General features: G+C 59.7%; 15 protein-coding genes. 8 read left to right on the top strand and 7 right to left on the bottom strand.

Translation table 11 applies throughout. The annotated features are described in order from the left end of the window. Nucleotides 1-25 precede the first annotated feature (25 nt). Complete coding sequence (locus HMPREF1022_RS18785; RefSeq protein ID WP_232221524.1) at nucleotides 26-655, bottom strand: Smr/MutS family protein; 630 nt, start codon at nucleotides 653-655, stop codon at nucleotides 26-28. Nucleotides 656-799: 144 nt separating this feature from the next. Between HMPREF1022_RS18785 and HMPREF1022_RS18780 the strand changes: the two genes are divergently transcribed. Next, complete coding sequence (locus HMPREF1022_RS18780) at nucleotides 800-1072, top strand: hypothetical protein (protein ID WP_232221523.1); 273 nt, start codon at nucleotides 800-802, stop codon at nucleotides 1070-1072. A 64-nt stretch (nucleotides 1073-1136) separates the two neighbouring features. On the opposite strand, the gene secG is transcribed toward HMPREF1022_RS18780, so the two are convergent. The 3 genes from secG to rimI form a co-directional block, all read right to left on the bottom strand. Beyond that, nucleotides 1137-1547, bottom strand: coding sequence for a preprotein translocase subunit SecG (gene secG / locus HMPREF1022_RS01500; protein ID WP_009301581.1), 411 nt, complete (start codon nucleotides 1545-1547; stop codon nucleotides 1137-1139). 192 nt (nucleotides 1548-1739) lie between these two features. Then, nucleotides 1740-2504 carry a triose-phosphate isomerase gene (gene tpiA, locus HMPREF1022_RS01495; protein ID WP_009301580.1) on the bottom strand — a complete coding sequence of 255 codons (765 nt, stop codon included), beginning with the start codon at nucleotides 2502-2504 and terminating at the stop codon, nucleotides 1740-1742. Nucleotides 2505-2524: 20 nt separating this feature from the next. Continuing rightward, a complete protein-coding gene (gene rimI, locus HMPREF1022_RS01490; RefSeq protein ID WP_232221522.1) occupies nucleotides 2525-3001 on the bottom strand; it encodes a ribosomal protein S18-alanine N-acetyltransferase in 477 nt (158 codons plus the stop codon). Between rimI and HMPREF1022_RS01485 the strand changes: the two genes are divergently transcribed. Continuing rightward, nucleotides 3000-3518, top strand: coding sequence for an NUDIX hydrolase (locus tag HMPREF1022_RS01485; protein WP_009301578.1), 519 nt, complete (start codon nucleotides 3000-3002; stop codon nucleotides 3516-3518). The genes rimI and HMPREF1022_RS01485 overlap by 2 nt on opposite strands. A gap of 194 nt (nucleotides 3519-3712) precedes the next feature. Here the strand turns inward: HMPREF1022_RS01485 and HMPREF1022_RS01480 are convergent, their stop codons facing one another. From HMPREF1022_RS01480 to HMPREF1022_RS01470, 3 genes are read right to left on the bottom strand one after another with little or no spacing between them, the layout of a single operon-like run. After that, entirely contained in the window at nucleotides 3713-4498 is a 786-nt protein-coding gene (locus HMPREF1022_RS01480) for an inositol monophosphatase family protein (protein WP_009301577.1), read from the bottom strand. Between the two features lie 12 nt (nucleotides 4499-4510). After that, nucleotides 4511-5536 (bottom strand): rod shape-determining protein, encoded by a 1026-nt coding sequence (locus HMPREF1022_RS01475; protein ID WP_009301576.1) that lies wholly within the window; start codon nucleotides 5534-5536, stop codon nucleotides 4511-4513. A gap of 2 nt (nucleotides 5537-5538) precedes the next feature. Next, nucleotides 5539-6576 (bottom strand): GAF domain-containing protein, encoded by a 1038-nt coding sequence (locus HMPREF1022_RS01470; protein ID WP_009301575.1) that lies wholly within the window; start codon nucleotides 6574-6576, stop codon nucleotides 5539-5541. A gap of 229 nt (nucleotides 6577-6805) precedes the next feature. On the opposite strand from HMPREF1022_RS01470, the gene HMPREF1022_RS01465 reads away from it, so the two are divergent. From HMPREF1022_RS01465 to HMPREF1022_RS18775, 6 genes are all read left to right on the top strand, one after another. Next, complete coding sequence (locus HMPREF1022_RS01465; protein ID WP_009301574.1) at nucleotides 6806-8542, top strand: hypothetical protein; 1737 nt, start codon at nucleotides 6806-6808, stop codon at nucleotides 8540-8542. After that, nucleotides 8539-9291: a 16S rRNA (uracil(1498)-N(3))-methyltransferase gene (locus HMPREF1022_RS01460; protein WP_009301573.1), complete on the top strand. Its 753-nt coding sequence runs from the start codon at nucleotides 8539-8541 to the stop codon at nucleotides 9289-9291. The genes HMPREF1022_RS01465 and HMPREF1022_RS01460 overlap by 4 nt, the downstream gene beginning before the upstream one ends. Nucleotides 9292-9293: 2 nt before the next feature. After that, complete coding sequence (locus HMPREF1022_RS01455; protein WP_009301572.1) at nucleotides 9294-10523, top strand: replication-associated recombination protein A; 1230 nt, start codon at nucleotides 9294-9296, stop codon at nucleotides 10521-10523. Then, nucleotides 10520-11347 carry a lysophospholipid acyltransferase family protein gene (locus tag HMPREF1022_RS01450; protein WP_009301571.1) on the top strand — a complete coding sequence of 276 codons (828 nt, stop codon included), beginning with the start codon at nucleotides 10520-10522 and terminating at the stop codon, nucleotides 11345-11347. Before HMPREF1022_RS01455 ends, HMPREF1022_RS01450 begins: the two co-directional genes overlap by 4 nt. 249 nt (nucleotides 11348-11596) lie before the next feature. Next, entirely contained in the window at nucleotides 11597-11941 is a 345-nt protein-coding gene (locus HMPREF1022_RS16900) for a transposase (RefSeq protein ID WP_009301570.1), read from the top strand. 119 nt (nucleotides 11942-12060) lie between these two features. Beyond that, on the top strand, nucleotides 12061-12303 hold a 243-nt coding region (locus HMPREF1022_RS18775; RefSeq protein WP_232221521.1), incomplete at its 3' end, for an IS3 family transposase.

Genomic DNA, 12303 nt, shown 5'->3' with positions numbered 1-12303 from the left:
CAAAAAGGCATAGTGTCAGCAGCCCCTAGTATAAATCCGCGTCCGCAGGCATGCGCTCCCAATAAATCCGGCCTTTTTTACGGTACTTGCGCAGCAGCACATAGACACTGCCCGGACCGCCGTCATGGGATTGCGCCGTGCAGAAAGCCAGCACCACCCGCTTGAAAGGATCCTGAGTCAGCCAGCTTTGCAGCTTTTCACGCAGCACGCCCATCCCGTCAGGCGAATTGCGGCCCCGCCCGGGCACCACCAGCACAGTGCGAAGCCCCTTGTACCAGCAGCCCCGCATGAAACCCCGCAGGGCTTCAAAAGCCTGCACGGCATTCAGGCCGTGCAGATCCAGATGCGCTTCCGGACTCAGCCCACCGGCGCGCAGCTTGTTCATGATCATCTGATCCAGGCCCACCACATGCCCTTCCAGATATTCATCCGTAAAGGAAAGGGCGAATTCCAGCTTGCCGTCCATGAAATCCTGCAGACTCAGCTCGCCCCGCGGCGGCGGGGTGGTCGGTTGCGGTTCAGGGCTGACTTCGCGGCCCCGCGCCTGCAAGGGACACACTTCTCCCATGACCCGCAAAAAAGCCAAGGCGTCAGCGTCGTCCGCGTTGGCGGTCGCCTGCTGCTGCGTCGCTTCCCCTGCCGCTTCCGGCTCCATAGGACCGGCCTGCTCTCCACGAACACGCTCTGGAGCAACAGATGTCCTTTGCGCGGCCTCGCCCGTAGCGGCCCGGTTCTCTTTACGGACCTTTTTGCGCCCTCCGGCATCAGGCAGGGAGCACTGTTCTTCCAGGCGGAAACCATGCGTGCCGCCTTTTCCTTTTTTACCTTCCCGCCGCACGCGACTCATGGCTTGCATGAACAGCTCGGTTTCTTCGGGATTCAGTGTGGCATCATCCACGTTATCCTGCGCTGCCCCCGCGTGCACCCGCTGTTTTCCCCGCCCTTTCTCCGGTTGCAAGGCGCATTTTTTCGCCGCGGCGGCTTTTTTTCTGTCGGGAAAATTCTTGAGATCCAGAGCGCGGAAAGGATTTTCCGCAAAAATATCATTGTCGGACATGGCGATACCGGATGACTTTCATAAATGGTAAAAAAAGCCGCGGCATGGCCGCGGCTCAACACTGTCGTCTGCAGAAAACTTATGGCACTTTGGGGGCGTCAGCCGGCGCCTGGCCGCTCTGCGGAGCCGCCGCAGGCTGCTGCGGCGCGGGAGCGGCCTGCCCGGCATTCTGATCGGGCTTGGGCGCGGGAGTCACAGGCGCAGCCGGGGCCGGAGATGCGGGTTCCTCAATCTTGACGTTCAGAATGGTGGACTCGCTGCTGGGACGGGAACTCGTCACATAGGTGTAGCTCAAAGAGGTGATCATGAAAATGACGGCCATCAGCGTGGTAAGTTTGGCCAGAATGCCTCCCGCGCCGCCGCTGCCGAACACCGAGGTGTTGCCGCCGCCGAAAATAACGCCCATGCCTTCCTTACCCGATTGAAGCAGGACCAGAATAACCAGCAATACGCACACAATGATATGCAGCGTAAGAATAAGAGTCTGCACGAATTCCTCCTCACCACCCGGCACAACCCGGCGGCGCGCCAGAAAAAAGGATACACCGGCCTCACATCGCGCAAACGCCGCGCGACAACCCGGTAGTTGCGTATGCCCCGCCGTCAATCAACGAAGCCGTAATCAAAGCGTCCCGACCCAGCTGCTTCCGCCTGCGGGCAAACGCGGCGGGACGGGCGTTCACTACGATCCGATAATCTGCAGGAAACTTTGCGCCTCTAAAGAAGCGCCTCCTACCAGAAGACCGTCCACATTGTCAAGCCCGACCAGGGCGGAAGCATTGTCCGGTTTGACGCTGCCGCCATACAGAATGGGCAGTTCCGCAGCCGTTGCGCCGATCAGGCCCGTAAGCAGGGCGCGCAGAACAGCATGCGCCTCCAGTACCTCCACCGGGCCGGCTACCTTGCCCGTGCCGATAGCCCAGACAGGCTCATAGGCAAGGGCGAGCCGACCGGGCAACGTCCCGCGCAGGGCTTCCGGCAGAGGCTCCAGAGCCGTGGCAAGCTGGCGGGCAAGCACATCCCTGAGTTGCCCCGTCTCACGCTCATGCAGCATTTCCCCCACGCAAAGCATGACCTTAAAGTCCTGCGTCAGGGCAAAAGCCGCCTTGCGGGCCACCAGCTCATCGCTTTCACCAAAGACATGGCGGCGTTCGGAATGGCCGGCCAGAACCCATGTCGCGCCCGTATCACGCAGCATGTCCGCTGAGATCTCGCCGGTAAAGGCGCCCTGCTCCGCAGGATAAAAATTCTGGCCGCCCACAGCCAGATTTTTCTTGCCGGTAAAGGCCTCCGCCACGGCAGTTATGTCCGTAAACGGCGGAAACACCAGCACCAATCTGTCGTGAGGCGTTCCGTCAGCCAGAGCTCCGGCCAGTTCTCGAGCGGTTTGCGCGGCTTCAACACGGGTTTTGTACATCTTCCAGTTGGCGGCGATGATTTTTTGCATAACAGCACCTTTGGCTGGGATCATTCTTGCAGAAGGCAGACATAGATAAGCGCATCCTCGCCGGTATCCGTATAGTAACGCGGGCGCACGCCCACTTGGCGGAAACCGCTGCCCTGATACAGACCGATGGCCGCGTGATTGCCCACGCGCACCTCCAGCAGAACTTTTTGCATACCCATTTTGCGGGCCACTTGCAAGGCCATGCCCAGAATCCGTCGCCCGAAGCCCTTGCGGCGCTCTTCGGGCCTGACGGCCAGGTTGAGTATTTCCAGCTCGTCCAGGGTATGGTATACGGACGTATAGGCCAGCAGGTCCATACCCCGAAAAAGGCCGAAAGCCGCGAAAGCCGGTTGCTCAAATGCCGCGCGGCACTGCGCCTCGGACCAGGGCAGGGAAAAACAGCGCTGCTCAAGCTCCCGCATGGCCACGGCATGACGCGCGTCAAGGCGCTGGAAGGCTACCGGGACCGACGCGTCAGAAGAAACGGATGCACACATGGATCAAAGCCTTTATCCGGGATTGAAAAACGCCGCTTCTTTCCTGGAGGTGGTGGACGGGCGCAATGCGCCGCTCTGCATCATGGCTGAAAAAGACGTGCTGCGCCAGCGTCTGCGTCATCGCGCCACGGCCCTGCTGATCCGCGACAGCACGGGCCGGGCCTTGCTGAGTTTCCGCGAGGGACAAGGCTGGGGCTTTTCGTCCTTTGCCATGGTGCGGGCCGGGCAATCTTTTGAAGAGTGCGCCCGCGACATGCTCCAGGAGGACTGGGGCGAGCAAGGCGGACGTTTATTGTCTCTGGGCCTCTGCCCGCCCTGCCGGGAAAGCCGCCAAGCCTTTGTGGCCCTGTTTGAAGCCCGCCTGCCCGCCGCCCTGGCCGCCCAAAAAGCCCTGGATCCGGACCGGAGCATGCTGCTGGACTATGATGAACTCAAAGGCCTAGGCGCGCATTTCGGCGATTTGCTCTCGCCGTTTATGCGGGTGGCCGTTCAGGGCGGCTACGTGCGCCCGCGCTGAACCTACAGCATTCCCCGTTTAATAATATTATACATTTCAAACTGTACGTCGCCCGCGTGCTGCGGAAGCGGCAGCCGTTGGCGAGGCTTCGTGCCGCAGGATACCGACAGGAACGCCTTCTATCGCATCCTTGCACGCGGGCACCAGAGCAATCCACATTTGAAATGAGTGAATTGCTCTAATTCCGGGAAGACTCAGGCCGTTTTCAGCAGAAGCGCCGCCATGGCGTCGTGCAGACGGCCGTTGCTGGCAAGAAGCGCTTCGCCGAAGCACAGAGGCTCATTGCGCAGATTGCTGACCCTGCCGCCCGCTTCTTCCACCAGAAGCCAGCCCGCCGCCATGTCCCAGGGCTTCAGGCCCGCCTCATAAAAGGCGTCCAGACGACCACAGGCCAGATAGGCCAGATCCACCGACGCGGCCCCGATGCGCCGCAGCCCCTGAGTTACGGGCAGGACGGCGGCGAGCCGCTCCAACACTTCCGGCAGACGCGCGGCCACATCATAGGGAAAGCCCGTGCCCACCAGCGCATCGGCAAGTGTGGCGGCTTCGGAAACGGCAATGGGCCGGTCGTTGCAGAAAGCCCCCTGCCCGCGTACGGCCCTGAAGCATTCGTCCAGCATGGGCACATTGACCACGCCCAGAACCACCCGATCTTCCTGCCAGAGCGCCACGGAAGTGCCGACCTGCGGGATGCGGTGCACGAAATTGGTGGTGCCGTCCACCGGATCGATAATCCAGCAAAGCGGGCCCGGCTGCTGGTCCGCGGCACTGCTCTCTTCAGCCATAAATGACGCCTCGGGCAACAGGACGGCCAACTTTTCCTTGAGAAAGGCCTCCACAGCCAGATCCGTTTCCGTCACCAGATCAATGCTGCCCTTATGCCGCACACAGCGCGGCCGGGACCAGTGATCGCGGATGATGGCGCCGCTCCGACGCACGATATCCACGCACTCGCGCAAAATGGACGCCGCCTGGAACATGGCAAATCCTTGTCAGTTAATGAACACAGAGTGATAGGCCCGGCGGTCGAGCATGGCCCTGGCCGTGCCGCGCAGAACGGTGGTCAGCGGCTCTTTGTCCACAAAGACCTTGAGGCGGGTCTCGCGGGCGATGAATTGATCCAGCCCCTTGAGCAGAGAACCGCCCCCGGCCATGAGCATGCCGTTGCGGTAGATGTCGGCGGAAAGTTCGGGCGGCGTTTTTTCCAAGGCACGCAGCACGGTTTCCAGAATGGCCTGTATGGGTTCGCGCAGGGCTTCGCGGATGTGCCCCTCGCTCACCGTCACCACTCTGGGCGTGCCCTGCACCAGATCCTTGCCGGAGACTTCCAAGGCCGGGGCATTGGCTTGGGGCATGGCCGAGCCTAGGATTTTTTTGACATTCTCCGCTGTGTTTTCGCCCAAATCCATGCGGAACACATCGCGCATATAGCGCTGTACGGCCAGATTCATGGCATCGCCGGCCACGCGGATGGACTGGGCGTTGGCGATGCCCCCCAGGGAAATGACCGCCACCTCGCTGGTGCCGCCGCCGATGTCCAGCACCAGATTGCCCAGCGGTTCGTGAATGGGCAGGTCGGCCCCGATGGCCGCGGCCATGGGTTCCTCCACCAGGCTCACGTCGACCGCGCCCGCCAGCAGGGCGGCATCTATGACGGCCTTTTTTTCCACCTGCGTGATGCCCATGGGAATGCAAATGACCATGGAGGGCTTGACCAGACGCAGGCCGTCGATGGCCTTGCGCACGAAATAGGCGATCATTTCGCGGGTGACGTCAAAATCCGCGATGACCCCGTCCTTCATGGGGCGGATGGCTTGGATGCGCTGAGGCGTGCGGCCCAGAAATTCCTTGGCTCCGGCGCCCACGGCCAGAACGGCGTTTTTTTGCACGTCAATGGCGACCACCGACGGCTCATTAATCACAATGCCGTGGGCCCGGGTATAGAGCAGGGTGTTGGCCGTGCCCAGATCCATGGCAATGTCTTTGGAAAAAAAGCGAAAAAAACGCTGCAGGAACATACTTACAGTTCTTTGCGCGGCGGCATGGGCGCGGTATCCGGGTCATAGGCCTGCGGTCCGTCGCTGTGCACCTGGGCCTTGGGCAGCATGGTCCGCAGGCGGGTTTTGAGGTACAGATTCTCCAGAAAAAGCGCCAGATGATCCACTGCCTGGCGCACGAAGCTGCGCATGCTCTCGTCGATCTGGCGGGGACTGGTGTGCGCCAGGCACAACACGCCGCGCGTGCTCTTATTGACCATCACCGGCATGCACATGGCGGCCTGAAAATCCGGCATGTCCGGCAGCTTGCCGAACAGTACCGAAGCCGGAGCCCCCTCCACGCCCTCAGCCACCACGGGCTGGTCGTTGCGGAACACCCAGCCGGTAATGCCGCTGCCCATGGGCAGGATCAACGGTTCGCCGTCCATCAGCAGCAGGCGGGCCGACTCGCACTCCACGCAATACGTTTCGCCGGGCGCGTCCACCGAAGCAAAGGCGCAGTAGTCAAAGCCCGTGGCGTCGGCCATGGTGCGCAGATAATTCTGCAAGAATTGCGGCCAGCGTTTGTAGCGGAAGCGCAGATCCTGGATAACGCCCAGTTCGGCGAAGTAGCGGGGAATGTCCCCGGCCAGTTCCTGTCGGCCGCGGCTGCCCTGCTGTCGGGAGATCAGCTCCGCGAAGAGCTGCAGTATCTTGTGGTCCTTGTCGGAAAAGGAATACTGCCGCTTGCTGTCCACGCACAACGCGCCGCCCGTGGGTACCGGGCAGCCCATGAAAGCCTTGATGCTGGCTTCCTCGCCGTCGGCGTAATAGCCCAGATTGCTCTGGCGCTGGTCGAAATTGGGCACCAGCAGGGGCTGCCGGTTGCGGATGATCCAGCCCACCAGTCCCCTGCCCGGCAGAATGGAGACGTCGGGAGAAATCTTGTCGCCCAGACTGAAGGCCGCGGACAGATAGTGGGCCTCGCCTTCCTCGTCGGGCAGGAACAATACGGCCGAATAGGCGTCAAAAACACTGCAAACAATGCTCAGAATATGTTTTTCAAGAGAATTTGCGGTCATAGCGCGTGGGGTTGAAGGTGACGGGGCGCGGCGGCCCAGGCAACGGCCCGCACGCGCTGGCTTGTTGTAGCAAAGCGTTTCCGGCGTCGCAACTGCTTTTGCGCCGCGCGCGGGCCGTGCGCCGTAAGGAAAAAACGGAGCGGAAAATCCACAAAGCCATACTCTGCGTACTGGAATTATTCCGAAAAAAAGGGTAACAAAATAAAAAAAGTTGTTACAGGAATCGCGGATGATAAAATGGCAAGAGGTTTTCAGCAAAGACGGGCTGCCCTGGCAGGATGCCGCGACGTTGTCCGAACCTGTTGCCGTCAGCGACCTGGACGGTCTCAAGCGCTTTCTGGACGCCGTCCATATCCGTTTCTGCCTTGTCAAACCCTATCAGGAAAATAAAAATTATCCACTGGTGGAAGGGCGCGAGCTGCTGCCCTCCTTTGACAACGACATGTTCGAATACAAGGACCTGCCGGGCTTCGCCTTGGTGGCCTTTGCCCGCCAGCTGGACTATTTTTCCGAGATATTTCAATTCGACAAACTGCACCCGGTCATCACTGAGGCGGACGGCGCCTGCTGCCCGCTGGAAAATCAGGTCATTGACCTGAACATTCAGACTCTGGCGTCGCGCCTGCCGCGCATTCATCAGGATATTTTCCGCCAGCAGTTCCGTTACGTGGATACGGTTCTTCTGGATAATTATCCCTCCCTCATGCCCTATCTGCTGAACATGGACAGAGCCCAGGTGCTGGCCTGGGATGCGGACAAGTTCTTTCATCTGGCCGGGGTCTTCGCCTCCTTCCCCTCGGACATCGACAGCGAGCTCAAGCGCTTCGGCATCCGTATCGGCAAGTTCGTCTACGGCGACAGCGACATGTACGAACGCAACCGCATGTTCGTCTATCAATATCTCATGGAACTGTACGGCTTTCCCATCGTCTCGGAGCGACGCACTTCCAGTGCGCTCTTCGCCCGCAAACTGCACAAGATGGGCGAGCGTTTTCTCTTGCGCGTCATGGGCCAGACCGACCGCACGCTGACCACGTACATCTCCAACGGCGAAAACCGGCGCTATCCCATGCTGGAAAAAATAGCCCTGGTGGCTGTGGACGAAGATCAGGAAGAGGCCCTGGACATCATCGACAAAGACGGCTTTTTTCTGGACAAGGCCAAGCGGGTGGTGATCATCCGGATCACCTACCGCCAGCACCGTTTCGATTCCAGCAACGTACGCCAGGACCGCGCCCTTTCCGTGGCCGGTCAGGAAATGCTGCACCCGCTCACCGGCGAACCTCTGCGCGGCCTGAATATCATCAAGGACGCCAGCAATATGTTTTTGCGCCTCAACGATATTGTCCGGGGCGAATTCACGGGCCGCATTGTCTACAAGCGTACGGAAGTGGTGGAAAACACCGACACGGACGAAAAACGCCTCAAATTTCTGTACACTTGGCTGAGCAAGCACCAGCGCCGGATGATCAGCTACAGCGATGAATTTTTCGCCAATGTCAGCAAAGTCCTGTCCAGTTATCTTTTCGCGCCGGAAAACAGCGAAGTGTTCGATAACATGCGCGACCTGTACCAGGAAGTCTGCACGCGCTTCAGCTATATTCAGCAGGCCCGGCGAGTGCGCATTCTGGAAGACATATGCCAGCGCACCTTCAAGGGCGCGCGCATCACCTACCGGCAGATGATGCGCGAGGCCGTGGATCTGCTTAACGAACTCAAATTTGAGATCGTCAATTTCTTTCCGGCGCTGGTGGACGACATTATCGGCTGCGTGGAAAAAATTCTGCGCGACCGGTATTTGCAGCGTAATTATCTGGATGTGCCTGAAAGCTCGCTGACCAAGGCCGGTCTGGAAATACGCAAGAACTACGGGCGTCTGGTCTCGCTGCAGGACGGCTTCAAGGCCGTGCGCAAGGCGCGCCTGGGCACGGAAGCCAAGGTAATGAAGGAAGTGATTGTGGCATGAGCGGACCGTTTTTTTATCTGCCGCCCGGAGCCTGGGGGCGGGAAGTCAGCCTGGAAGGCCAGGAAGCCAAGCATCTGGGGCAGGTGCTGCGCCTTGTGCCGGGCGACGAGGTGAGTTTGCTGGACGGGCAAGGCCGCACAGGTCGCTTTGCTGTCCGCGCGGTGAGCAAAAAAAGCGCCCGCCTGGAATGCCTGCGTGAATCTTTTACGCCCCGGCCCGCATCCCTGGCTGTCATGGCTCTGGCCTTCAGCAAGGCCGTGCGGCGCGGTTTTTTTATGGAAAAGGCCGTGGAACTGGGCGCGCATGCCGTCTGGCTCTGGCAGGGCGACCACAGCCAGGGCAAACTGCCGGCCGGCGCGCGCGATTCCTGTCAGGGGCAGATGATCGCCGGCGCCAAGCAGAGCGGCAACCCCTGGCTGCCGGAAGTGCGGGCTTTGACCGGGGGCGTGGACGAGCTTGTGGAACTTTCCCGCGTCGCCGACCAGCGTATTCTGCCTTGGGAAATGCAGGAAAATGTGCCCATGCTGACACCGGATCTGGCGGGCAGGACGGGTGTGACCGTCTATATCATCGGGCCGGAGGGCGGTTTTTCCGCGCGGGAACTGGATGCCCTGCGCGCGGCGGGTTTTGCGGCGATCAGCTTGGGAGCCCGGATTCTGCGTTGTGAAACGGCTGCCACCCTTTGTTTGGGCATTCACTGGTGGGCCTCGCAATTGCCGGGCCGAAATGCGGAACACGCGGAGAGCTGAACATGGCCATCAGCAAGCCGCTGCCCGAACGCATGCGCCCCGACGATGTGGCGCAGTTCTTGGGTCAGAGCCATCTGGCGGATCGGCTGCGTTCATTAATGCAGGCCAAGCGCCTGCCCAGCCTGCTTTTTTTCGGCCCTCCCGGCTGCGGCAAATCCACCCTGGCCCTGCTGCTGGCTAAATCCATGGGTAAAAAATATCTGCGGCTCAGTGCGCCCGAGGCGGGTTTGCAGCATTTGCGCCGCGCTCTGGCCGGGGTGGAAATTCTGGTGCTGGACGAACTGCACCGCTTTTCCAAAGCGCAGCAGGATTTCTTTCTGCCCTTGGTGGAATCGGGCGAGCTGACCCTGCTGGCCACGACCACGGAAAATCCTTCTTTCAGTGTCACCCGCCAGCTCCTTTCTCGCCTGCATGTGCTGCGCCTGCGCCCTCTGGGCCGGGCTGAGCTGATGCAGCTGGCGCGGCGCGGCGCGCAGGATCTTCAGGTAGAGTTGAACGATGAGGTGCTGGACCTGTTGGCGGGAGTGGCCCACGGCGACGCCCGCAGTCTGCTCAATCTTGTGGAATACGTGGCCGCCCTGCCCGAGGACAAGCGTGACCTGGAGCAGATCAAGGCAGCCCTGCCCGAAGTGCTGGTCCGCCACGACAAAGACGGCGACAGCCATTACGAACTGGCCTCGGCCCTGATCAAATCCATTCGCGGCAGCGATGTGGACGCGGCTCTCTATTATTTGGCCTGCCTGCTGGAAGGCGGCGAAGACCCCCGTTTCGTCTGCCGCCGCCTGATTCTTTCCGCCTCCGAGGACGTGGGGCTGGCCGACCCCGGCGCTCTGCCCCTGGCTGTGGCCTGCCAGCAGGCCGTGGAGTTCGTGGGCATGCCGGAAGGTTTCATCCCCCTCGCCGAAACCGTGGTCTATCTGGCCCTGGCCCGAAAAAGCAACGCCTCCTATGCGGCCTACCTCAATGCCGCGCGCGAGGTGAAGCTCAACGGCGCACGGCCCGTCCCCCTGCATCTGCGCAATCCTTCCACACAAATGCAGAAGGAATGGGGCTACGGCAAGGAATACAAATATCCCCACAATTACCCCGATTCCTGGGTGGAACAGCCCTATCTGCCGCCCGAACTGGAGGGCAGGCGCTTTTACCAGCCGCGCGACAACGGCGAGGAGCCGCGCCTTTCCCAGTGGTGGCGCAAAATCCATAAAATCAAAAAGACGGATGAGCAGTCATGATCCCCCAGCATGTTGACGGCGTTTTTCTTGAAAAATTCCTCACCGGCGACGTTTACCGCAGCCCGGAAGTCCGGGCGGGCGCGTTCAGCCGCCTGCTGCCCTCGCTCTCCTTTTACAGCCGCCTTTTTCTGGGGCCCGTTCGCTGGCTCTGCCGCCGGGCCTCTCAAGGCAGATGCGACGACGCTGCCTGGGTTTATGCCAGTATCTGGACGGCGGATCTCATGGAACGCATGGGCTGCCCCATTGAGGTGGAAGGCATGGACGCCATCAATGCCGTGGACGGCCCCTGCCTCTTTGTGGCTAACCACATGAGCACTCTGGAAACGTTCATGCTGCCGGGCATGATTCGCCCAAGACGCCCCGTGACCTTTGTGGTTAAGAAAAGCCTGACCACCATGCCCTTTTTCGGCGCGGTAATGCGCTCGCGCGACCCCATCGTGGTAGGCCGGGTTAACCCCCGCGAGGATCTTTCGGCCGTACTGAACGGCGGTGTGGAACGTCTCAAAAAAGGCGTTTCCATCATTGTTTTTCCGCAGAGTACGCGGTCCAGCGTCTTTGACGAGCGGCATTTCAACAGCATCGGCGTCAAGCTGGCCCGGAGGGCCGGGGTGCCCATCGTGCCGCTGGCGCTCAAGACGGACGCCTGGGGCCAGGGTAAAAAAATCAAGGAGCTGGGACCGGTCAAGGCGGGCATGACTGTACGGTACCGTTTTGCCAGACCCATATGCGTCCAGGGCCAGGGCAAGGAAGAACACACCGCCATCTGCAACTATATTTCCAGCACCCTGGCCGCCTGGCAGGAACGGGACGGCATCAACCGCTGACCTGTCGACCCGGCCCCGGCTGAAAAATTCTCCGTGGCCGCAGCCTGACAGGCGTGCGGCACCCGCCCTGCACGGCAAGTGCGGCATATGCAATGAAAACGCAGAGCCGAGCGGAGAACGCTGAGACTGAGCCGGAGATTTCAGAAATAAAAATCACCCCCCCGCATATATAGTGATTGCCCCCATCAAGGTAGACAAAGTAAAAAAGCCCCTCTAGGCCCAAACTTTAGAACCCTGATGGGAGCTTGCATGGCAAACGGAAAGAAGACGACTTATTTGCCCTCCTTCAAGGAAGAAGCTGTACGGCGCTACCTTGAAGGAGGGCGAAGCTATCAGCAGTTGGCGGATGAGCTTGGCCTGAAAGACAAGAAAACACTCCGTGAATGGGTAACCAAATTTCAGCGAGGCGAATCTCTCGAAGATGGACGCGGCAAGGCAACGGGTTCTCGCAGAGGGAGACCTCGCACTCAATTCGCATCTGTTGAAGAAGAGTTGTCCTATGTGAAGGCGGAACGTGATTACTTAAAAAAGTTATATCGCTCCCGATTCGGGCACGAATGGGGAGCAGACAAAAGTGGCAGCATTTCAGAATAATTGATGAATTGCGGACGCTGCATTCGTTGTCAATTTTGCTGTCTTATTCGGGATTATCCAGGTCTGGATATTATAAATGGAAGAAGAGTGTACCCAAGCAAGACAACAATGAAGATATTGTGGAGTACATTAAAGCGATTCACTCATTACGCCCCTTCTACGGATATCGTCGTATAACGACAACTTTGCATCGTGAAGGGCTTATCGTAAACCATAAGCGAGTTCATCGCTTGATGCAAAAACTTGGCATTCAATCGGTTATCCGTAAAAAACGCCGTTACGTTGGCAAATCGGGCAGTATTGTGTTTCCGAACCTCCTTGGCCGTGACTTCAAAAGCGATGTTCCCGGTAAAAAACTTGCG

The sequence above is a fragment of the Desulfovibrio sp. 6_1_46AFAA genome (assembly GCF_000224635.1).
Lineage (GTDB): Bacteria > Desulfobacterota > Desulfovibrionia > Desulfovibrionales > Desulfovibrionaceae > Desulfovibrio > Desulfovibrio fairfieldensis.
Note: the sequence above shows the minus strand (reverse complement) of the source record. Positions and strands in the feature narration are given on the sequence as shown.